This is a genomic window from Paenibacillus sedimenti, assembly GCF_014534655.1.
Classification (GTDB): domain Bacteria; phylum Bacillota; class Bacilli; order Paenibacillales; family NBRC-103111; genus Paenibacillus_E; species Paenibacillus_E sedimenti.
On the sequence record NZ_JACVVD010000009.1, the window covers coordinates 1 to 22,514 of the forward strand.

General features: G+C 43.6%; 22 protein-coding genes and 4 pseudogenes. 3 read left to right on the forward strand and 23 right to left on the reverse strand.

Going from position 1 to position 22,514, the window contains the following annotated elements; genetic code table 11:
- Window positions 1–115: 115 nt before the first annotated feature.
- A complete protein-coding gene (locus tag ICC18_RS22215) occupies window positions 116–379 on the forward strand; it encodes a restriction endonuclease (protein WP_188176661.1) in 264 nt (87 codons plus the stop codon).
- 16 nt (window positions 380–395) lie between these two features.
- Window positions 396–488, forward strand: a pseudogene (locus ICC18_RS34820) (topoisomerase DNA-binding C4 zinc finger domain-containing protein); the annotation flags it as partial.
- A 148-nt stretch (window positions 489–636) separates the two neighbouring features.
- On the opposite strand, the gene ICC18_RS22225 reads toward ICC18_RS34820, so the two are convergent.
- The 11 genes and pseudogenes from ICC18_RS22225 to ICC18_RS22270 form a co-directional block, all read right to left on the reverse strand.
- A complete protein-coding gene (locus ICC18_RS22225) occupies window positions 637–1,248 on the reverse strand; it encodes a hypothetical protein (protein WP_188176662.1) in 612 nt (203 codons plus the stop codon).
- Window positions 1,199–1,456, reverse strand: a pseudogene (locus tag ICC18_RS22230) (transposase domain-containing protein); the annotation flags it as partial. The gene ICC18_RS22225 and the pseudogene ICC18_RS22230, both read right to left, overlap by 50 nt.
- Before the next feature lie 467 nt (window positions 1,457–1,923).
- A complete protein-coding gene (locus ICC18_RS22235) occupies window positions 1,924–3,081 on the reverse strand; it encodes an alpha/beta hydrolase family protein (protein ID WP_188176663.1) in 1,158 nt (385 codons plus the stop codon).
- A gap of 15 nt (window positions 3,082–3,096) precedes the next feature.
- Window positions 3,097–3,255 carry a hypothetical protein gene (locus ICC18_RS22240; protein WP_188176664.1) on the reverse strand — a complete coding sequence of 53 codons (159 nt, stop codon included), beginning with the start codon at window positions 3,253–3,255 and terminating at the stop codon, window positions 3,097–3,099.
- Window positions 3,256–3,460: 205 nt separating this feature from the next.
- On the reverse strand, window positions 3,461–3,721 hold the full coding sequence (locus tag ICC18_RS33930; protein WP_223192775.1) for a hypothetical protein: 261 nt from the start codon (window positions 3,719–3,721) through the stop codon (window positions 3,461–3,463).
- A gap of 45 nt (window positions 3,722–3,766) precedes the next feature.
- Window positions 3,767–4,027 carry a phosphotransferase gene (locus ICC18_RS33935; RefSeq protein WP_223192776.1) on the reverse strand — a complete coding sequence of 87 codons (261 nt, stop codon included), beginning with the start codon at window positions 4,025–4,027 and terminating at the stop codon, window positions 3,767–3,769.
- Between the two features lie 688 nt (window positions 4,028–4,715).
- Entirely contained in the window at window positions 4,716–5,600 is an 885-nt protein-coding gene (locus ICC18_RS22250; protein WP_223192777.1) for a DUF4846 domain-containing protein, read from the reverse strand.
- A gap of 1,287 nt (window positions 5,601–6,887) precedes the next feature.
- Window positions 6,888–7,991, reverse strand: a complete 1,104-nt coding sequence (locus tag ICC18_RS22255) for a GerAB/ArcD/ProY family transporter (protein ID WP_188176666.1) — start codon at window positions 7,989–7,991, stop codon at window positions 6,888–6,890.
- A gap of 13 nt (window positions 7,992–8,004) precedes the next feature.
- Window positions 8,005–8,241, reverse strand: coding sequence for a hypothetical protein (locus ICC18_RS22260; RefSeq protein WP_188176667.1), 237 nt, complete (start codon window positions 8,239–8,241; stop codon window positions 8,005–8,007).
- 7 nt (window positions 8,242–8,248) lie between these two features.
- Window positions 8,249–9,457, reverse strand: coding sequence for a Ger(x)C family spore germination protein (locus ICC18_RS22265; protein ID WP_188176668.1), 1,209 nt, complete (start codon window positions 9,455–9,457; stop codon window positions 8,249–8,251).
- Window positions 9,458–9,495: 38 nt separating this feature from the next.
- A complete protein-coding gene (locus ICC18_RS22270; protein WP_188176907.1) occupies window positions 9,496–11,076 on the reverse strand; it encodes a spore germination protein in 1,581 nt (526 codons plus the stop codon).
- A 285-nt stretch (window positions 11,077–11,361) separates the two neighbouring features.
- Here ICC18_RS22270 and ICC18_RS22275 point away from each other — a divergent pair.
- Window positions 11,362–11,756 (forward strand): annotated as a pseudogene (locus ICC18_RS22275) (methyltransferase domain-containing protein); the annotation flags it as partial.
- A gap of 549 nt (window positions 11,757–12,305) precedes the next feature.
- Here ICC18_RS22275 and ICC18_RS34385 read toward each other — a convergent pair.
- The 12 genes and pseudogenes from ICC18_RS34385 to ICC18_RS22325 form a co-directional block, all read right to left on the reverse strand.
- On the reverse strand, window positions 12,306–12,428 hold the full coding sequence (locus ICC18_RS34385) for a hypothetical protein (RefSeq protein ID WP_262495889.1): 123 nt from the start codon (window positions 12,426–12,428) through the stop codon (window positions 12,306–12,308).
- Between the two features lie 354 nt (window positions 12,429–12,782).
- Window positions 12,783–12,962: a CTP synthase gene (locus ICC18_RS33940; RefSeq protein ID WP_223192779.1), complete on the reverse strand. Its 180-nt coding sequence runs from the start codon at window positions 12,960–12,962 to the stop codon at window positions 12,783–12,785.
- 38 nt (window positions 12,963–13,000) lie between these two features.
- On the reverse strand, window positions 13,001–13,273 hold the full coding sequence (locus ICC18_RS33945; RefSeq protein WP_223192780.1) for a glutamine amidotransferase-related protein: 273 nt from the start codon (window positions 13,271–13,273) through the stop codon (window positions 13,001–13,003).
- Between the two features lie 345 nt (window positions 13,274–13,618).
- Complete coding sequence (locus ICC18_RS22285; RefSeq protein ID WP_188176669.1) at window positions 13,619–14,782, reverse strand: serine hydrolase domain-containing protein; 1,164 nt, start codon at window positions 14,780–14,782, stop codon at window positions 13,619–13,621.
- A 230-nt stretch (window positions 14,783–15,012) separates the two neighbouring features.
- Window positions 15,013–15,543, reverse strand: coding sequence for a histidine phosphatase family protein (locus tag ICC18_RS22290; RefSeq protein ID WP_188176670.1), 531 nt, complete (start codon window positions 15,541–15,543; stop codon window positions 15,013–15,015).
- Window positions 15,544–15,694: 151 nt separating this feature from the next.
- Window positions 15,695–15,823, reverse strand: a pseudogene (locus tag ICC18_RS34825) (GrpB family protein); the annotation flags it as partial.
- A gap of 373 nt (window positions 15,824–16,196) precedes the next feature.
- On the reverse strand, window positions 16,197–16,859 hold the full coding sequence (locus tag ICC18_RS22300; RefSeq protein WP_188176671.1) for a stalk domain-containing protein: 663 nt from the start codon (window positions 16,857–16,859) through the stop codon (window positions 16,197–16,199).
- Between the two features lie 486 nt (window positions 16,860–17,345).
- A complete protein-coding gene (locus tag ICC18_RS22305) occupies window positions 17,346–18,437 on the reverse strand; it encodes a hypothetical protein (protein ID WP_188176672.1) in 1,092 nt (363 codons plus the stop codon).
- A gap of 613 nt (window positions 18,438–19,050) precedes the next feature.
- On the reverse strand, window positions 19,051–19,620 hold the full coding sequence (locus tag ICC18_RS22310; protein WP_188176673.1) for a hypothetical protein: 570 nt from the start codon (window positions 19,618–19,620) through the stop codon (window positions 19,051–19,053).
- Between the two features lie 106 nt (window positions 19,621–19,726).
- Window positions 19,727–20,344 (reverse strand): hypothetical protein, encoded by a 618-nt coding sequence (locus tag ICC18_RS22315; protein ID WP_188176674.1) that lies wholly within the window; start codon window positions 20,342–20,344, stop codon window positions 19,727–19,729.
- A 342-nt stretch (window positions 20,345–20,686) separates the two neighbouring features.
- Complete coding sequence (locus tag ICC18_RS22320) at window positions 20,687–21,145, reverse strand: hypothetical protein (protein ID WP_188176675.1); 459 nt, start codon at window positions 21,143–21,145, stop codon at window positions 20,687–20,689.
- A gap of 13 nt (window positions 21,146–21,158) precedes the next feature.
- Window positions 21,159–21,461: a hypothetical protein gene (locus ICC18_RS22325; RefSeq protein ID WP_188176676.1), complete on the reverse strand. Its 303-nt coding sequence runs from the start codon at window positions 21,459–21,461 to the stop codon at window positions 21,159–21,161.
- Window positions 21,462–22,514 lie beyond the last annotated feature (1,053 nt).

The window sequence follows — 22,514 nt, forward strand, 5'->3', positions numbered from 1 at the left end:
ATATATTTCCGTGCTAAGTGGGACGGTTCTTTCCCATACACATTTTTAAGTATACCACCTCATGAATTAACCATTAATAATTAAATATTGACAAGCTATTAGCTGGAATAGCTTAATGAAGCATTGTCAGTCTAATACTTTATTTTCTCAGTCTACAACTTTATTTTCCGAGTCTAACACTTTATTTTTCGGTCTAGAACTTTATTTTCTTCAAACAGTAATCGCAAATAGGGAGTATACTGATGAAGCTTATGCATTGGCACGATCAAATAAAATTCGTTTGATCAACCGGGAACAACTTGTTGAAATGATTCTTAAGCTAAATCCTGGTGCAACACCTACACCGAAAGCAGTAAAAGAAGCATTACCAGCAGTTTAAAAAAGCTTGCTCCAAGTGCGGAAGTAGGATGGTTTTGCGCAAAGGTCCAAAAGGTGAGTTTTGGAGTTGCAGCTCATTTCCGAAATGTAGGAATGTGAATGAGATTTAGATAAGATTAAGGCCCGAAAAGATTATTAATTCCTCGGGCTTTTTAGCTTCTCTCTAAATCTTTTAGACTACCGATCATTGAACTATAGTTTCCGTTAGTTTAATGGATTACTCTGAAATCAAGATACGTTAACAATTATTTTTTGATCCTATATATTATTCAATTTATACTTCGTTTTCTCTACTAGCCTTATCTTGTATTTTTCATTTAGATATCTTCCTATTGATTTCCCATCTCTGTTTAAGCAATGTGCAAATGATTTAATTTCATTTCCATCCCGTAACAAAAAGATATATTCATCCTCATCCGGTCCTTTCCCTAAACGGAAAGTAACCGTTCCGATTTTTTGTATCGTGACCGATGTGATTTGTTGAATTTCATCAACATTGAATTCACTGCTCTTGCAGAAAAATATATATTTCGCTAACAGTCCACCATGTAGTTTCCAGTAATACCCCTTCATGTAAAGCATGCTAATAATAAAGAACACCACGAAGAAGATTAATATAGGTTTGTTGATTCCAATCATGAAATGAACAATTATTAAAAAGATTAGAAACATCAACGGGTAAATTATAAGAGTCTTCTTGAAATTAAATTCCATCTTAGAATCCCTCAACCTCATTAGTTTAGCCCCCCATTCTGAATCGTAAGCGCCAAATAACTCGGTGGATGGAAAAAGAGCAAAACCCGAGTAAATGAGTTTTGCTCTATCGGCAGGCTTCTTGAACTTCAGAACTCCAAGGAAGGTAATCTTCAAGAAATTCCGGATGCTGGCCGAACTGCACCCCCGGCAATTGGCTGAAGATGAATTGAAGGTATTTAAACGGATTAAGACCATTTGCCTTAGCACTTTCGATGATGCTGTAAACGGCGGCACTCGCCGAAGCTCCTTTCGGACTTCCGCTAAAGAGCCAGTTTTTGCGTCCTATGGTAAAGGGACGAATGCTGTTTTCAGCAAGGTTGTTGGGAGGCACTTGGTCGTTGCTCCACGCCTTCGTTCCTTTTTCGCTGGAACTTCCAAATAGGCGCTTCACTGAAGCGGTAACGTTCTTTTTTATCATCTGTCATTTTAACGATCCTGCTTCCTGGATGTTATATAGATCATTTAGGATACGGTTCGGCATTACATTTGCATGTGAGAAATGCACCTTCGATCGTTGTGTACTTCATTATGTGAAGTCTCGTCACATTGCAACTGCAGCATCATGTGTTACGTGTTTCAAATAATGCTTATTGTCTCCATAGCCAATTCTCGAGTTGACTATAATCTGTCCTCCCATTGCGTGAACCAACTCTTTGGGATGGCCATTCCAAGCATGCTGCCTTCAATTGCAACGATCCGTGCCACAAAACCGCATATTTCATTTCTTGGTAGATTTCGGAGGCGTATCTAGCAGAGCGGCGACTTCCCGAACTCGGAGTACCACGGATCTTAATCACGCAACCGTGCATCTAGCCAATCTGCCATTAACTTTAAGGCAAGGCCCATGTTGCCTACTTGGCAATGATTATGTCCTTGCTCTTCCTTCCTAATAATTCTCCCGGTGACGGATTTGGCGTGGATCAAGGCTGCTATTTGCTTATGATGGATTTTCAGTGGGATAAAGTGGTCCTTAGCCCCCGTCAGAATAAGCACATCCTGGGTGACCTTATTAGAATGAAGATTTTCCTCATTGAGCTGAAGCATTACCTTAGACGCCTCAATTGGCGTGTCCTTCTTCGTAATATACATCAAGTTGTATATCCCCCATCGCTCCTGCATTCTTGCCCTTGCTTTCAGATAAGCCAGTTTATTCATTGTATTCGGCAGCTTGAGCAGCACCTTTGCAAACCAGGCAACAGGAGCCGGAGGAATTTGTAAATAATCGAAAGCAACACTGGAGGCGATCACTCGTTTAATACGAGTCTCGAAAGCAGCGGCACGGAAGCAAAGCCATCCCCCCATGGAAACGCCAAGCAGCGTTACATTGTCGAGCTGATAGTGGTCGAGTACCGCCTTTACTGGCTTCTCCCATTCATGTGTAAGGGGCAAGCCGTAGTTCTTCAAAGCTCCACCTTGGCCTGGCCCTTCGAACAGCACGACGTCGTAACCGCGGCGGGCAAGTGTATCGGCCCATGAATAAAGCTCTTCTACGAACGAATCGAAGCCGCCATGGATGACAACAGTACCTAAACGCTGATTGGTGCGGGAAGGCACATATAACGTCGGAAGATAGCCACCTTCATACGGAACACGCCCGCGCTCAAATACATGATTTGGATATGCTTTATCATAGAATATTTCCAAAAAACGGCCATAAATCCTTTTCTTGTCGGGGTCCGACGGAAGCGCGAAGAACTCCGCAGCCCGGAAGGCGAATGCCGCCTCGACATATCGCTCCTCTTGAAGCGCTCTTGAAGCCATCTGAAGCATGACAGGTTTCCAATCGTCCAGCGTCTTGATGAGTCTTGCCGCTTCCCGCATTTCGTGCAGTTGCGTATATCCGAACGAGTACCATCTGTTTAACTGATAATCAATAATCTTAACTTTATGCAGCTGATGGTAGCCGATCGGGAACGTGAATCCCCCTACCTCTGTCGTTGTCCTCATCCTTTTCCTTCACTCCTATCGTTTCTTGGATAAACCGTCTTTCAGCAGCATAATCAAGTGCTCTAGTGTCTCCTCCATCTCGGAAGGTTCTGCGGTGTCGGTCAGCTCGGTTGCATGCGTCAGTATGGTGGACACTATTTTGGCGATGAATGGCGACGGCAGATCGTCGCGCAATCGCCCTGTGTTCACCTCGTGTGTGATGAGCGCCTGCAATCCAGCGTCCTGAGCAAATCCATATTCTGAATCGATACTTTATCAATATGTTACCACATCAATTCACTGAAGATAACTGCCCGTTAGCGCAACAAAGCTGCCGATTATCGCGGCAGCTTCGTCGTGGTTTGTTTTTTTGCACTAACGTTCGCCGATAGATTAATGATCAATTCCTTATCCAGTCTTCAAAATTATCTGTTACAAACTCAATCTCACGCTCATAGTGCGCCAAGTGTCCTTTTTCAACCATTTTTTGATAGGCAGGATTTCCATCGGCAGCACCATTTCGTAATGTATCGCAAAGTGTAGTCAATCGTTGAATAATCCACTGTTGCAATTCATTAGGAATGGGAGTTCCATATGATTCAAAAAACAAATGAATTCGCCGACTTCGCTCTGCTGCATGTAAGTCGGATTGGTATGACATTGTTTTTTCCGAAGAATAGTCAGGTGCAAAGCTAGCAAGCGGAACCTAAGTGTACAGGGAATACGCAATGTCCCACATACGGGGACCTGGGCCTGCCATATCAAAATCAATCAGTGCCACAGGGACCCCTTGTTGAAAGACCACATTGTACAACGCTGCGTCATTATGACAGATCACTTCGTGCTGGCCTTCGTCAGAATAGCTAAGTTGCCATTTGCTTTCCGACGTGAGAGTGAATCCTTCAGTCGTATCATGGAAACGACGCAAAAGTCGTGCTAATCCCACAAGTGTTTCATCCGACCACATATATGGTTCAAGCTCAGGGTATTTATTACCTGAAACTTCCCCAGAAATAAATGTTAATATTTCACGTTCAGAATCGTCGATTCCAAGAAATTTTGGCGCACCTTCAAAGCTTTGTTTTTCCAGATGCTTAAGTAGTTCATGAACACACGGACTCTAATTGCCTGTGGGGCGGAGTACAGTGTTTTCTTTGCGAACAATGTGATTAATATTACCGCCTTCTAATACTTCTTCCTGAGTCAATATGCTTCACCCCTTGTATTACTTACATTACCACAAGAAACTGCCCTTTAGATCAACGGGAACATGGTGCAGCTACCGCGCGGCGAGCTGTTCCATGGTTATTGCGCCAGGGTAATTTTGCATTCGTATCAAACAATTAGGAGGATAAAGATCAGGTATACTGAATTATCCTGCCAGCTACTTCAACAGATTGCCGAGTAAGCCGACAGCCTGTTGTTTGTGCTATCGTTCCTCGTTTGTTCAATGTCAAAATTAACAGTAGGAAATAACAGAAAGAAGCACTATCGATTTATCGACTCGGTTCTAGGATAGAAACGGGAACCCGACATAAGCATGGGGAGGCGCTGGCCGCCTCTTTTCCATCTTGTAAGTTCCACTTTCAGTCTATCCCTTCGCTGCAAGATGTTCTCTTATTCCGTTTAATATGTACGTCATTCTCCCTTTAGGCTCAATTATAGAATCGGAACAGCTGCTCATTCGTAAATTTCCACTCCGGTGTTTGCAATTTATCACCAAAGGAGATATTGTACCAGGGATTTCCCTTACCATTAGAAGGGTTCTCCAGAATGTGGATTTCTTGTGCAGGCGTATATCCCTGAGCCAGGAGAAAGAGCTTCTCGCCGTTTTTTGGATTTTGGGCCATATCCATTACTACAATCGCATGTCCTGGTGATCCGCCTTCGAGGAAAACATCTCCGGGTCGCATATCCGATAGAGTTATATGCTCCATCTCCTTTGCCAAGGATAGAGTACCTGCATACGCAAACACCATGTTCAGATAGCTGCGGAAGCCCTCATAGCTATTGGAGCGGGCTCCACGTTTCACCCAGGAAACCTTATTCCCTGAAACCTCAATCCGATTTCCTTTCGTCCACGTAGCATAATCTGCTTTGAAGCCATTGGTAAAGTCAAAATGTATCTTGTCATACCATCCCTTACCGTATAAATATTCCGCTCTCAGTCTCATCACCGAATCGGCACATTGCTGGAGATCCCGTTCCCCCACATCCACATCCAATACCGCTTCGTAAACCTCTTTCGCCTTTAACTCACCGTTAAATAAATGAACCTTGGAGCCATGAGGCTTAAGCGGAATCTGACGTAAATATTCTTCATAAGATCCGGTCTCAACAGGCATCCGTTCGAAACCATTGGGCACAGCAATGCGTTCTGCCACATTTGTCCCATTTGGTTGAATCAAATCGGCCTTCAACGGCTTAACGGCAGACATAGGAGAATCGCCGCCCTCCGGTCCTTGACCCGGATTACCTTGACAGGAAACAAGCATGAATGCAAAGGATATGAATATAAGCATACCTTTTTTGTTCAACAATAGCAGCACTCCGTTCATTTGGAAGTCATTAATTAGACGATGCGGGCCTTATAATAGTTTATATCACCAAGCAATAACATACCACTTAACCCCATAGCCGCCGCAATGAACAACACTTAAATGAAGAAACCTAAGGTGCCTGTATATAATCAATCAATGGCAAATCGAGCGTTCAGCAAGATATATAAATACTATTTGGAGAATAACATTTAATAACATTTATCCTTCCGAAGGTGGCTATTATGCTTAAAATAAAGAGAAGTTCTATTAAAGAAACAACTCCGTTGTCAGGAGTGGCTTTATCTCTATATACTAATGTAATTCTTATGATCAAACAGAACTTTGTGTTTAGTTACACTACAGTGACCCGTATCACTAATAGGGAGCGATAATAAATAGCCATTCAACCACGCACTACTGCCAGTTACTTCAACAGGCTGCAGAGTAAACCAGCAGCCTGTTGTTATTGTCCTATCGCTTTTCGTTAGCTCAACGACTAATAATCTATTTAATGCTTTATTGCTTCTGTCTTTCTATTTTACCAGCTACAATTTGTGGAGGGTCGGATTGCATTACAACATATTCACCTTTGTCATTCGTTTTGGGAGTTACATTAACTTTTTCGCCTATCGTCAGCTCCTTGTAGAGTTGGGTATCTTCAATGATATAATTGACTAATTCAACATCATTCTTTTTAAGGGCTTCAAAGGTCTTACTTTCTGCATCTTTCCAAGAGATGTTCTTCGCTACTAAGATTCTTTGCTCTTCCTTTGCAATATTGTAATTCCCCTTTTCGGCTTCTGACGAGATACTACAACCAGCAAATACACATACGAAAAGTGCTAAGGCTACTCCTAATACTATATTTTTCTATATTCTCACCCATATTCAGTATAACCTTTAGACGAAAATGTAAGTGATAAGTTACGAACAACTACAATATTTAACTATTCTAGGACTTATTAGAGCCGGAAGAACCTCGTTATTAAAATCATCCCAGACAATTGCAATTTGTTAGAATCCTATTGTGAGCAATCAATAACTGTTGTGAACAAAAGTAATAAACAAACTATTAAAAAAAGCCTTCTTGGCAAGAATCCCCATAAATCCTTTTTAATAATTTAGAGACGGTTTTTTTGGAAAAAGTTACGATAGTCGGCTGTAATGAATAATACTATCGTTAACGCAATAACGGCTACCCCGCGGTAGCTGTTTTCACTATCGTTTTCGTCGCACAACATCAATATATTTTTGAATGCCTCTCGGCGGAACAATCCATGGACAAGTTTATCCGCTTGTTTGGCGGTTGTACCGACGTCTGACGAATGCCGCAACCAGCAGAATGAACGGTATGAATAGACCGAACGTAAGCGAAAAGGCGGTCCATGTCTTAACGGTAAACTCTATGAGAATGCTGACATTGGGCGCAATGATCAGCGCCGAAGGGAGCAGCATGAAAGCGACAGGGAACACAAGCGGACGTTGATCGGTTAAATTGAACGTTTGGGCAAGAATCAAAACGGCCGCATAGCAGCAGACAACCTCCTGGAAGTAGATCGATATGAACCAGATCAACGCCATGATCGCTTCCACGTGTTGGAATATGTCGATTTCGATAGTTCTTGCCAGTTCGTAGCCCGGATACAATTCGTTTGCGGTTCCGTCGCTTCCCATGACCAGAATGCAGAGGGCTGTTACAATCAACAGGCACGATCCCCCGATCAAAGTTCCTTGCGCGAATGCCTTCCCCGCTTCGTGGTTTTTATTGACAAATGGAAGTATCATTAGAAATAAAAAAAGGCTCATGTATGGAAATCCGAGTTGCTGGTACACCCCGCGCAACACCGGCCGAATCCCTTTGCCCAACACAGGTTGGAGATTATCGAGTTCAATCTGCGGGATAACAGAAACAACAAATAAGATGAAAAGCGGCATGGCCAGCAAAAAAAATATGTCCGCGGTTCTTCCCATGTTTTCAAGCCCATTCCGCACACCGATCGCCGCTGCAAACAAGAACATTCCCATGATCCACTCGATCGGCGTTTCGGGCATCATCGTCGACGCCATAAAAACACCAAGAGAACGGACGATCATCGAACCAAGCAAGAAGGCATAAACGAAAAATAGAAAGGCTACGGCTTTCCCCACCCACGAGCCCAGAAACTTCTGGGCGTATTCCGCCAAAGTCACTCCCGGATAGAGCTCACCTAATTTCCGGTACAATAAAACGAAGCAAAGGCCGATCAGCAATCCGCCCGCGGAGGAAATCCACGCATCCTGCTTCGACTCCGATGCGAGGATGCCCGGCACAATCAAGATCGCTCTTCCAAGCATAAATAACACGACCAGTTTTCGAAGCTGGACGGGTTCTATGTTGCCGTTATCCTGCATAAGTAACCGCCTCTCATGATAATATGCTCAAGATCGCCTTGCCGAACGGCTCATATACGGCCTTGATCCAATTCAACGGGCTTGGGATGTTCAGATCCAGAATAGTCGCCACATTCATGACAATTCCCGTTCCCAGCAGCAAGAAAACCGCCCACATATCCTTCTTCCGCTTTTTTTTGAGAAGAGCGGGTATTTCCACAGACGCGATAAGTGCGCCAAGCGCAAAAATTCCTGCAATATGCCATACCATGCGTGCTCTACTCCTTCATACGCTCCGGCAACGTTTTTTTCGTCTTGAAAATTTCCCGGATTTGTATGTCTGAGGATACATGAACCCGCACATCCGGAAATATATCGTCCCATTCCTTCTCCACTGTATACCAATATTTCGGTATTGAACGCTCGACCGCGTTTCCAAAACCGAATATGTCGGATTTGTACTTTTTTTGAGCCGTTTTGACGGAAGATTCTACGATTTCTTTAACCGTTTTGTTAACCAATCTCTCCATATCGCGAATCGCATCCTGCTTGGTCATATCGACGGGACATTTGGCGTCCGACATGTTGCCTTCGCCGCTCACCTTGACCTGAATAACCGGATTGCCATTCTTCAACTCGACTTTGCTCTTCGCATTCGTGCGGATCGCTTCGAAGAATGCCTGCTCATTGCTCCCGGGACAAGGTATGGCTATGTTGGAGCTTTTCACCTTTCCTCTTACAAAATTCACACCCAGGCTGTCCATTTGATTTAACCAACCGACGAGTTTATCATTTTTAAAGACCGCGAGACCTGTGTATTCCAGATTGGTCGGTACATAAATCCGCTCGACGTTTTCTTTAGCAGCCCCTTGTTGCGCCTTGCCCTCCACCGCAACTCCGGTCAATATAGGTTCCCGGCCTTTGGCAATGAGCATTGACAACAGTTCTCCGAAACGAATTGCCGCGGAAGCTCCCCATGATTTGGAAGACGACTCGAGGGAATCGCGCAATTTGTTTGCCGGTACGGACTCGAACGGTGTGAATACTTTCAAAATATCTTTCGCCCTCGCCCCCTTGGCAACGATCACGTAGAAATCCCTTCGGTATTCATGGTCCCTCGCGTAATGTTCCAGCGTCTCGATGATTCCCGATCTGGCCAACTCTTCTCCGATCACAAGTATCTGCACATGGCCTACATAAATTTTCTTTGAAACTTTCATGGTCATTTTTCGGACGGCTTGCTGTACCCCGGCTTCTGTTTCCTCCATCAAAGCGACGGGAGCTCTCTGTCCCCCTCCTCCATCTTTGGGGGAGACCGCCTCTGGATACAGGAGCTGATTGGTAACTATTATGTTGCCGCCTTTCCCTTTGTCCAGCCCCATTGCGGTCGAGATGGCAAGATCGTTCAATTCGCGGCGGTTCCAGCAGCCGGTAACGGCAGCCGAAGCAACAATGGAGCACAGGATGATCAAACAAGTTTTCTTCACGGTATCCTCCTGTTTGCAGCGACGGTGTGCGTGTATTGTTATTCGGGCGAACTGTCCTGCCGGTCCTGATTGCTCTGCGACATGAACCATGGACGAGTGAGCATCCTCCGCCATGGCGCGCGAAAGATGACGTCTTTGTGATCGGCTAACGTTACCGGACTGTATGGCGACATAAACGGAACGCCGAAGGAACGGAGTTTGCACAAGTGTTGAACGAAGAGGAACAATCCGATGATAATCCCGTATAGCCCGAAGGACGCGGCCAATCCCATAAAAACGAAACGCAGCATTCTGACGGCAATGCCCATGTTATATGCGGGGATTACGAAGCTGGCGATGGCCGTAATCGATACGACGACGACCATAACGGCCGAAACCACACCCGCCTCCACGGCCGCTTGACCGATTACAAGCGCTCCCACAATCGATACGGCCTGTCCGACTGCCCGGGGAAGACGTACCCCTGCTTCGCGCAGCAGTTCAAACGTAACCTCCATCATCAATGCCTCGACGAACGCGGGGAAAGGCACCCCTTCGCGTTGGGCGGTAAGACTTATCAACAGAGGCGAAGGAATCATTTCATGATGAAAAGTCGTTATCGCTATGTATACGGACGGGCCAAGCAAGGCAATAAAGAACGAGATGTAGCGAATAATCCGAAGCAAGGTGGCAATATCCGACCGTTGATAATAATCTTCGGCCGCGTGGAAAAATTGCGGAAATATCGCGGGAACGAGCAGTACGAATGGAGTCCCGTTCACAAATATGGCAACGCGCCCTTCCAGCAAGCCGGCCGCGATCACATCCGGCCTTTCCGAATGAAACATCGTGGGAAATGGAGTATACCTCTTATCCTGGATCAATTCTTCAATATACCCGCTTTCCAATATGCCGTCGATGCGGATTCGTTTCAGCCGCATCCGGACTTCCCGGACTACCTCGTCGTTGGCGGTCCCATGTAAGTACATAAAGGAAACGTTCGTTTTCGTCACCCGGCCGATCCTGAGCGATTCCAACCAAAGTTCGGGGTCCAATATTTTCCTCCGCACCAAAGCGATATTCGTCGATATACTTTCTGAAAACCCTTCTTTCGGCCCCCGGATGACGGTTTGCGAAGTAGGCTCCTCAATTGCGCGTTCCTTCCCACCCTTCAATCCGATCTGAACGCCCCGGTCATACCCGTCTGCAAGCACGATGGCTTTCCCGGACAAGATGGCCGTGAACAGGCTTTGTATATCCTTGACGTCTTCGATTCCTCCAACGGGCAGAATATACTTCAACTGCTCGACAACATCCGCACCCGAGGTGATTATCAAGTCGAATCCCGCGTCGCGGTTTCCAGACTTCAACGGTTCCATTATGAATTGGTTGACCGATTTTTCGTCCGCCAATCCTTCCATATATATAACCGCAATTTTGGTTTCATCCTTTTGTACAAATGCGAATTCCCTTATTACAACATCTGGGCTTTTACCGATGGAATGCAAAATGGTCTGCACATTGCTCTGCAGATCGGACGATAGCGGGAGGACTGGTCGAAGCGTGTCACTTTGATAGTTGTTTGTTGATGGTGCATCCTTTTTCAAAATATTATTGATGACCTTCCTATAAATCACCACATTCACCCGCCTTGTTGTTCTCCCCTTCGTCTATGGAATAATGTACCCCGGATGTTTACAAAATATTACCAGCACGTTACAAACAAGAAAAAGCACACTCCTCTCGAACCGTGACTGTATACTTACACTCTGGAAATCTATAAATTCTTGTTTACTCGACGAAAGCAATTAATTCATATTACATTCCCCAAAATTTTATAACTGACATTCAGGTTTACCAGCAGAAGCCAGCGTACCAATATGATGTCCCAAAAAACAAGAGAGAGATTTTAGAATGCACAAACTCTTTCAGCAAAATTAATCTGTTCTCCCATGGAAGAAAAATGTGGCATACCAGAGGATTATTTTGACTTTATTTATTCGATTTATGCCATAGGCTGGACTACCAACCTTGAGGTTACTTTTTGCCGGATTGTTTCTTATCTAAAAAAAGACGGCGTATTTATTTTCAGTTGGTCTCACCCTATACACAAATGTGTTGTTGCAGAAAATAATATGCTAACATTATCGGACCGTAAACTATCAACCTATGTGAATGCGTTGGCAAAAGCGGGATTTGTCATTGAGCAAATGATTGAGCAATCTGATGATGAAATTATGCAATCTCGTAACAGCGATTTTGCAAAAAAAAAGCAAAGATGCTTCCTGTAACTTTTGTAATCAAGGCAAGAAAACTATAGTACCCGTTAGCATAACGAGCTGATTTTCCAATCTCGCCTAATTTGACAAAGAAATTGGATATCAAATAGAAAAAAAAGCCTAGTCATTTGGGGCTGTTGACAAAATGGGTTGAGAAGCACTTTGCTCCTCAACTTGTTTTGTTTTACGTAAGTAGTTTGTCATTATGGTGCTTGAAACAGTGGTTACGCTCAAGCTTTTATCATACGCTTTATGTTAAAAGCCAATGAGGAAAAGAGACATTCTTTCTAACACATTTCGAATGCTCCGTTTATAGGTTTTACTTAAATTATGCTGCGTCTTAAGGTGCCAAAGGTACCTTCGCACCAGATGCTTCGTAGCCGTTGGACCCTCTTATACTCCTTGGATCCTGCCCGTTGTCGGTTGGTTTCCATAGCTAAATGAAACATCGGACGAGCTAATCACTCGTTTTGTAGCTGTCTTCCCAAAACGCTCATTACGAATTGGACAAGTTTTGCAATCTTTTGCTTTTGCAGAGTAGGCTTTTTGGTACCGGGCCATCTCTCGTTTCCATTTAAGATGGGTGAATTTTAGTAGATGAAGGTAAAGTCAACGCGGCTGCGAATTAATCGAAGCACATGATCTCGAGGAACCAGGTCATCCAAATTTACAAATAGAACCTGATTCTGTTTTTCCCGATCGATGCCCATCATTATTAATCGCCACCAAAAAAAAGAACCGTATAGACATTAATTCTACACGGTTCCCATTCGGATCGCTGATCTCTTTATTGAATGCCTTTATATTCACAAATCCAAACAAAGTGCCTTGATAAGCACTACAGAAAATTTTGATACGGTTCTGATATTCTTCCGCTTTTAGAATCTCAAGGTCTAGGTGATTAAGTTCTTGAAAGTTACTAGTGATGCCGTTCGCTAAAAAGTAAAACTTGGTCTGCTAAAATCATTAACTCCATCAAGTCCTTTCTTAGCGAAGGCTACCGGATCCATTTGCCGGCAGCCTCATTCTGATGAACTCTCGTTTCCCGTTATTAATTTAGTAGGTTATTATGATTGGCTGGCTTTAAGAAGGAAGGCTTTGATCAATGGATGAATGATATTTTTCAATGCTGAACGTTCTGGTTGAAATAACGTCCCGATAAAGAAAGGATGTTGATCAAGCTCCATAATTCGAACTTCACCATCAAGGTCTACTCCAGCAATGTTCAAGCCTGCTTTTTCTAACATAGGGCTAACCGGTGGTTAGCTTAAAAGTATGCATCTTTTCACTTACCGAGCATGTCAGAGGAGAAACTAGCTAATATCAAAGAAGCGGTAGGGTTTTCCTCAGCATGATCTGCTTCAGCAAGCCACATGACATTCCTTGCAAACTCAATAATCATGTGCTGAAAACCACCGCACGTACCTAAAAAAGGAATATGATTTTCGCGAGCAAACCGGATGCCATTGAGGGCCCCCTGCATGCTACGGTAAGGACTGGCAGAAACTACCCAAAGGGCATGATACTTGGATAGCTTCTGTACGAAATCTTGATCCAACGAAGGCGTTGAAACCTCAATCGAAATTGATTTGGACCCCCAGGTCATCTGCTATCAGTTGGATTGCTCGAGGTATAGCCAAGTGTGCTACGACTTCCTCATCATAATCACCAATTAATCCGATATTGCACACACTAACACATCCTCTCCACTTTTTGTTATAGCATCAACAAAAAAATTAATAATAAAGTGGTATTCATTTCAAATCAAGAATTAATTTCGCTATGCTGCCCGTTAGTTCAGCGACCTGGTTCCAAAAATCAAACAGCGGCAGTATTGGACGAGAAATATGAGTCCAAGACTACCGCTGTTTGATTTAAATATCGACTATTATAAGTTTTCTGCTCAATCTATTGCCCCGTAAATGACGGAACGCAGCCGGGGATGAATAAAAGGCTCCCGGCTCGGCAGCATCTGCTGCATGTATACGATAGAGAGCTCTTCCTTCGGATCGCTCAACAAGTACGAGCCAGCCATGCCTGCCCAGCCGAATTCACCGACCGAACCGTTAATTCCACCGGCCGCAGGATCGATCATAACCCGAACGCCCAGGCCATAGCCATAGCCGCTCATTTGCGACCAGTCGAAATCCCGGAGCTGCTGAGCATTCAAGTGGTTCGTCGCCATCAATTGAACCGTCTTCGGGCTGAGGATACGCGTTCCGTCTAATTCACCGCCCTTCGCCAGAGCTTGCGCAAACCTGCTGTAATCCCCGATGGTGGAAAGCAGCCCTGCTCCACCGCTTTCCAGCTGGCAATCCGGTTGGTAGCAGGCGTCCATTCTAATGTTGGGTGTCAGCGTGCCGTCCGCAGCACAATCATACATCATGCACAGGCGATCCCGCTGATCTTCCCTGATACGGAAGGAGGTTTCCTTCATACCGAGCGGCTCGAAAATTTCCTTCTGCAGAAACTCGCCGAATTTTTGGCCTGACAGCACTTCAATTAACGCGGCAAGAACATCGTGGCTCATCCCGTATTTCCAGCGCGTGCCGGGCTCGAAAGCAAGCGGTACAGACGCAAGAGCCTTCACCGCCGTTCGAGTATCCATGGTTTCTGCTGCATTCTCCATTATCACGCGGGTTTGGCGTTCGGTTTCGGTTCCATCTCCGCCATATGTAATCCCGGAGGTCATCATAAACAGATCCTTGATCCGGATCGGACCCGCAGCTGGAACCAAAGTCTTCTCCCCGAAATCGTTATACCTGTATACCTGCGGGTTTCGGAACTCCGGCAAGTACTCCCCTAGCGGGTCGTTCAGTAGATAGAGCCCCTTTTCATAAAGCATGAGTGCTGCTACACAGGTAATAACTTTGGTCATGGAATAAATCCGGTAGATCGTGTTTGGACCGATCTCTTTCTTTTTTTCCAAATCCGCATACCCTAGGGTTTCCTGATAAATTACTTCTCCCCGGCGCACTACTGTACAGGCGCAGCCGGCCGGTCCTTTCTCCATAAAGCTCTTTAACAGCGGAGTCAACCGCTCGGCTAGTCGATCGTTTCTGCCCATAGTCACAGCCCCTTTCGGAAACGTTTTCAACTACCATTATAACGGAATGGCGTCGTCTTGTCGCATCTAGCATCTCCAATTGCTAGCCCGATAAGGTTCTTAGAAACGATTGATCATAACAAACCTCTGGCCGTTACTCAAAGAGGTCGCTGCCGCGCCTGCTCCTGTAGTAAAGATTATTTTGGAGTTTTACTGAATATTTTGTACATCATTTCCAAGCACCAACCAGTTCAAAAGTTATATTCTTTTAATTCACAATTTCCTATATGAAAATAATAAAACTCTTCATTCGACTGCTCTTTAAAGTAGGCATTAATAACTCTACAGACACCACCATGGGCTACTAATAACACATTATGGTTTCTGTACTTTTCTTTGATGTCATCAAGTAAATTGAAAATTCTTTGTACTACTTGTAAGATTGATTCCCCACCGGAAAGTTTGTTTGCAAAATGAAGTTTTGCTTCTAAAAATTCTTTGTTGTCATGAGGAGATCCTTCAAAAACCCCATAATCCTGCTCAGTAAGTCGTTGATCCACAATGTAATCTGTACATATTTCCTTTGAAATTATTTCTGCTGTATTTAATGCTCTACACAGGGGTGAAGATATGATGATATTTATTTGCTTCTTACGAAGTAGTTGTGCTAGATCTTTTGCCTGTTCAATACCTCTATTTGTTAACCGAATATCAGTTGTTCCACAAACTCTATTTTCATAATTCCATTCTGTCTCACCGTGCCTCACTACATATAAACTCAATAAATCATCTCCCCATATTTTTTGAAATAAGATACTGATGTTATTCGGCAAGTCATTAAACTAACCAGTTAATACAACAAAGCTGCCGGTCATTTTCTCGGCAGCTTCTTGATGTATAGGATTAAACTAAAGCTCGCGCTCAATGGTGCGATTATTTTGGGTGAATGTTATTTTCTTCTCGTATTTTCTCCAAGATGGGATTGACAAAGCCAGTCTTATCATTTGCATATTTGTGCTTATTCTTGCTATTTTGGATTACTAACTGTCGTTTAAGCTCTTCGTATTGAAGTCTCGCCCGTTCGTTATTTCTTAAATAATCTCTAAATGATAATTGTTCAAGTAAATATTTATTTTAGCTCTCATACATATGTATTTGGTGAGTTCTTGGTTCGCCTTTACTAAATAATGTCTATCAGGTAAGAGTTCAGCACCTCTATAGGTGTAACCCAGCTGCTTTAAAGGTGCTAGGCTATCCAAACCAACTTTAAACGAAGGAATCACAATAGAAAGTCAAATCAGAAAAGAAGTTGTTATTGCCACATGAATACTCTTACGGACTTCCTAGACACTCTAATGAGCTTTAGAAAAGCACCATCGAATGATGATGCTTTTTGATACTAGACTTGTAAAACGCAGCGTTTTTTTACTTACATCTATTTCTTCTTTAAATTTAAATAACGTATTTGTGACTCTTTAGAATCAGCAGTAAAGAAAACCTGATAATCCCCCGCATGATAAACATAAGACCATCCGCCGTCAACACCTTCACCTTCATCTAGTGGTTCACCGATGAAATCTCTAATTTCATTTAAACGATATGGTATCACATTTCCGCTTACCCTAATCGAACCAGCGTTCCCATCTGGTTCCCAAAAAAAGAAATGGTAACTATGCCATCTATAAAATTCTGTAGACCAAGTTCCTATTTCGTGCGGTTCTCCCCATTTTTGAATAAGTTCATTTTTATTAGACCCAATTCCAAATTCGATACCTTTAATTTTTCCTTGTGATGCAATTATAAGAAAATCTTTATCTAAAACTAACTCTTCAGTCAAATTAGTATTTACAATTGAGATAGTTTTCGTATAATGCTCATATTTGACGAGTTTCCCCAGATTTTCGGCAACCCAACGAACTGGAACGTATGCGTGTCCATTGAAATTTAATGTTGTATATTCACTATCTAATGCTTTACTCTGACCATTAAATACGTACATTGCAGGAAACAAATATACTTGCAAAGTATCGGACGCATACACCGCAGTAGTAGCGGTTAAAGCAAAACCACATGTTAATCCTAGAACAAACTTTTTCATTAACTTTCTCCCCTTCATCCCTTTACATAATCGACGTTAAATAGGAATTATCTTGCAAATTTCCTTAATAGGAAACAGGTAACTTGTGGTGTCGTTTGTATTTCACTCATAATCGAGCGGCGGAAGTGCTAGGGCTTACCGCGAACTATATTTGCGGTGAACCGTATAATAAATCTACAGTCCGTGATTTCACTATTCTGCCCGTTACCTCACTCCGTCCCTCGGATTTCATCGCAGAAGTATAGTATGTTTACATTAACACATATTGGAAGTATGCTGCCCAATAGCTTAACAAGGTTGCACTCTCATCTCGGCAGTCCACTTCGGGCCTCTCTGCCTATTGTTACGAGTGTTGTCCTCACATCATATCAATCACTTCATGAGAAAACCTCTATCGAGGCCATTCAATGAAGTGCGACCGCGTTTAGAGGTAGGTTTTATCGCCAATAAGAAAGCGGTTTTCGGGAGCCGAAAACTTATACTTTCTTATGTGGTAAAAAAGTCCTCGGGAGGAAGCGACCATGTCTTTGCCAGCTCAAGGAGCTGTGCCTTCGCACCTGGCAGCTCCTCCTTCTCCGAGGTCAGCACCAAGGTTAGCGCAATCTGTCTAGCTTCACTAAGACGTGAAGCCGACGCATTCTCATAAACCGCAATTAGCCAATACTCGTAGTTCATTTCACCGTTATAGCTCATCGTCTTCTCGTCATACCTATCCCGTTCGACCTTCAAATAAAACAGATCCAGCCCATCCTTCTGCACGGTCTCCGTCCTTAACACTTCGGCATGGTTTCCGATCAAGCCGCCAACATATGGCTTCTCGCGATTCGGATGCCATAAATTCAAGGTATCGAGCTGCACCTTCATGCCTTTCCAGCGATATTCGTTCCATCCGGACTTCAAGGCATTGCTCTCTTGCTCCGCCGATAGCTCATGGAACCTTTCCATCACACGAATTGAGATTGGCTTGGCAACATCCTGCATGCGCCGCTCATGCTCAAAGGACAGTTTAAGATCCCCCAACACGAGATAACTCTGTCCATTCTCTAGCAAACCCTTTTGAGAGTCTGTATCCGGAACGTACCGGAGCGTATAGCTTTTAGTGACGACCTCCGCTTTTCCAAGCAGCGCTTCGCCAAGATCCTTCTTCCCCTCAGCAAATTCAAAACGGTACCTCTCCGTCCAAGGCGACTTCGTCCCTGCGACCTGAGGAATCCTTTCTATAGTGGCTTCATCTGGGTAAAAATAGACCTCATTTGGACCACGGAAATAGCTTCCGGTCATCTTAAGCTCCCCGTCCAACTCCATAATTACGTGATACATCGGCGTCTGCCCTACTTTCACCGAACGAACCGTAAGACCGGCCACCTTATCGCCTTCCCGCACCTCTTCCGGTACAAACCGTGATCGATGCTCTTTTTTCGGCTGTCTTGGCTCTTCCTGTAGAGCTGATGCTGTTGACGTAGCCGCCAGCATTTCCTTTGTCTGCGGTTCTTTCTCGCTAGTGCATCCTGTACACGCAAACAGCATTACTCCCAGCATAAGCAGGGCTGATCTTCTTTCTCCTCTGAACATCATCATCTCCACCTCATGGTCCAGGCCTTTTATAAATTTAAGAACACCATCTCTGCTTGAAATCTCGCGATATGGACAAAATCCATTTTTTCAGTTACGACAACCCCTTGTGATTATAAGTTCCCCCGAGTTTTATCCAATAATAATGCCATTCCAATTAAAAGACGTACTAAGTTGAGCAATAGTTCCACACAAAACTGCCCGTTAGCTTAATCGTTACACCTTACCAGCTTACGTTTTCAAATTCATCTAATCTAACAGGTGTTGAGAAAGGTTTTCAGTTACGCATAACAATACAAGTTCTTGTCATCATTCGGCAAACGATATATGTTCTTGTCATTGGCTTTTGACAAGAACATATATCGTTAAAACAAAAAAAGCCGCAACTACGCGACTTTTAAGCATATATGTTCTTGTCACCCGACAGTTTCCTGGTAGTTTAGAAAAATTAACTCGTGTCCAACTGAAGAATATACTATGTAATTCAGCAAAAGGTAAGAAAATCCTTTCAACTGGTCTATCTAACCACGCTCTACTGCCAGTTAGCACAGCAGGCCACCAAGTTTAAAATCGGCAGCCTGCTTGATCTTTGTTATGGAGCTATCTTTCCTCCGTTAGTTCAGCGTTGTGAACTTGGGGTTCGAGCTTGGGCAAATCTCCAAAATAGATACACACTTAACCCCATCCATGATATTCCGAAGGGAACCGACGACCATGCGGTAATGAATTGGTCGTTAAATATGAATAGCGAAACGGAACTCAACAACAGCAAAACCCTGGTCCATAACGGTAATAATTGCGCCCTCAGCATGCTTACACTAAAAAATAATAAGCCAGCGATGGTTATTAGAAAACCAATCGGCTGTACAACTTCGTATTGGATACTCAAGTTCATCGAAATACGAGATATCGTACCGTAAAGATAAATGAAGCAGCCGAGCAAAGTAACAATGAGTGCCCATCGTGCAAATCGTCCTGCGTCCTTTGCGGAAACATATAAACCAGCCAATCCTATGCCGATACAAGCTATACCGCATCCGAACCATGGCATAAATGACTGAGAACTTCGGTAAACCTGATCTTTTGGGTTACCAGGGGACATCAAGGACAACTCAAAGCCCATCCGTAGCCAAATCATACCGCCGATTAATGCCGATAAGGCGGTGATAAGAAAAACAACTCTTTTCATCAAAATTCTCACCCTCTGCTTTGTTGGGTTCAATTCATAGGAAAAGTTCCCTCATGGTTGATCTTTGGGATTCGAGTCCCGTATTACTGCGGAGAATTTATTTTTTTCAATTAAAAGGCTTTGAGTTAAGTATGTTGTTTCGATTATTCGATATCATCCATAATCCTCCGATGACGAACCAACCGGCGCCAAACGGTATTAGGAGTGGCTCGTTGAAGAAAGAGAGCAGCCCTACGGCGCCGAAGACTGCGATCAACAGGCAGAAGGCAATTTTTAGTTTGGAGCGGAATGCCGCAATTCCGGCTAGAAAAGACGCCATTGCGAACAGCAGGAAACCGATGCAAAACAAGCCCCAACCCCAATGCGAACCGAAGAACACCTGAGTGTTTCCTGTTTTATAAGCGGCGTACGCATTGGGTACGGATTGCAGGAGAACGATCCAAAACTCAAGGATGTTGCCCGCGGCGAGTAGGATGAACCCGGCCAACCCGATGTAACCCGCCCATTGTCCAAGCCTTCCCCACCGAACGAGGATGTGTCTTTGGAGAGCGGTAAAAACAGCCAGCATTAAAAGGAGGGGTAGCGTGAGCATTCTGTTGTAGTCGTCATAAGAGAAGGGCTGCGGTCCATGATTGATCAGATATTTGCAGACCACCCATGATAACCCGCCGAGCATTGCAAGTATTCCATATACAGCTTTCTTTATTCCTATAGGGTTCCTCAACGTGTCGATCACCTCATTTTACGTATTTGCAGTGCGCGGAGATAACTTGCGATAGACATCAATCTTTTAAATATATTATACGATGAGGTTATGAAGTTTTTTTGAAGTTTGTGCGAAGATTGTTAACGCCGCCAATGGTCGGCATATTGTTCTAATCACAAAATGATTTAGCTATCCTACCCCTTTCACCGTACAGCTGCTCTGTTGGTGTACGGCACTCCGAACGCTGCCCCTAATCTCTAAATCTTCTATCTAATAAATAAAAAGGCATTCACTAAACTAAGTGAGCGCCTTTTTACTTCAAAACTTTATTATCCTTCAACAGCTGCTGTTTAAAGGCTTTTAATTGGATGGAATGATTCGAATATCCTTATCCAAATTGGCAAGCATCATGAAATTGCGATTGAAAGTAAAGATGCGTTTTACCTGATAATAGGACATAGTCACAGCAGTGAATGCTTCGCTGAGCGAGAAACGAAGCTCGGGCCTGTCTATAAGTAGTCTGCGTGATTCCCCCTCAAGTTCGGGGTCGCTGGAGATGACCGCTAGTTTACCTTTACTCACTGCTTTATCAATTGCATTCAGAAAATATTCCGCTTGCTGATAGCTGTATTCGTTGCGAAGCCATTCGTGAAGATCAAATATAATAGAGTTGGTCGTCACGTAATTACGTTCAAGATCATACAAATCCAGAAACAGGGAACGGGCTTTTGCATAGTGGAGGTCTTCAGGGTTCATTAAAGCGGCTAAAGCTGTTTCATCTAGAAAAATTGCATCCTGAATGTTCAAGTGGTTATCCATATGTCAGCACTCCTTAATCCTCTAGTTTGCAAATACCATCCAAATACAGAAGCGGGTTATCTTCCTTTTGATCCACTGAGATGGGGGTTGATTTGTATGGGGCGCTTGCCAGGTATTGGGCAATGATTCCATTGACGATCGCTTGCACGGTCGTGCGCTGCATATCGGCGATTGCTTTAAGCTCAACATAATATTGCGGATTGAGTTCTATAGTGCCTTCTTCTTGCTCTTCACTTCTTGAAGAAATGAATTCGGAAGCGGTAGATTTCGCTTTTTCGAATTGATTTTGAATGAAGCGTTTGTATTTATTCGCCATCGTGATTCACTCCTTATGCATAGCTTTTATAACGATTCGTCGAATTATGTCGATTTCAGGGGGTGATGTCGGGCGGAAAGTCAGCGCCCATCACTATCCTTATAAATCTTACTTAAATTACAATTATATCCATTCGAGGTTGTTATGTAATCATGAAGCTTCTTTATCATTTGCTGCGTATCTTTATCGGTGGGGTATACATTTTGGCGGCTGTCAACGGATTCTTCTTCCTGTTCGGATTATGGGCAAGGATTTGAGGTTAGATAGGTTTCTTCAATTCCAGCATTTACGCCTCTTGATTTGTATCCTTATCTGTACAACCCGATACTAAAAGGAATAAGCACAAAACCAACAAAAGAATCATCACTATTTTCATTAGCATTCCTTCTTCATTGGTACGACGTTATTCCCATAAATTAGGATCTAGAAAACAAACGAATGTTGCGCTATCCTGCCCGTTCGTAAATTCGCCATGCTTGTGTCCAAACGAAACAGACACTCCAGAATACATTGTTAGTGGAGGTGTATGTAGCGATGACCAAATACTTGCATACTGGATCGTTTAACTATCAAACTGCTGGTATCAAAACGTTAGTTGTGGTCCCGATCGGGGTTGACGCAACTCTCGCGATTTCTAACAATTCAAACCAGCCCTTTACTATCTTGCTGAGTGGGGCCGTTACTGTTGCTGTAAAACCGTATGGGATTGCTCGAATTGGATTTTATAGTGGAGGGTTTACAACAACTGTTGCAATAAGGACGAAAGGACCAAGCAATGGGGCGTTTATTGTTCAACAAACCGCGTCCACATTGAATAGAAGAAGAAAGCGAACACACTGATAACTTTCGTCCATTCGCTACCTAATATCCAATGTAGCGTTTTTTAATAGGCTCGCGTGGAACTTCGCTAATATTCCGCCTTGTATTCAACAAGTTATATCAGCCAGACCACATAAGACGACCCTAACTCTTTGAGCGTCGCCATCATGAAAAACATCTAATAAATCATTAGTATCATTATTCAATATTTTCCTTAGTTCAATCGGCAAAATA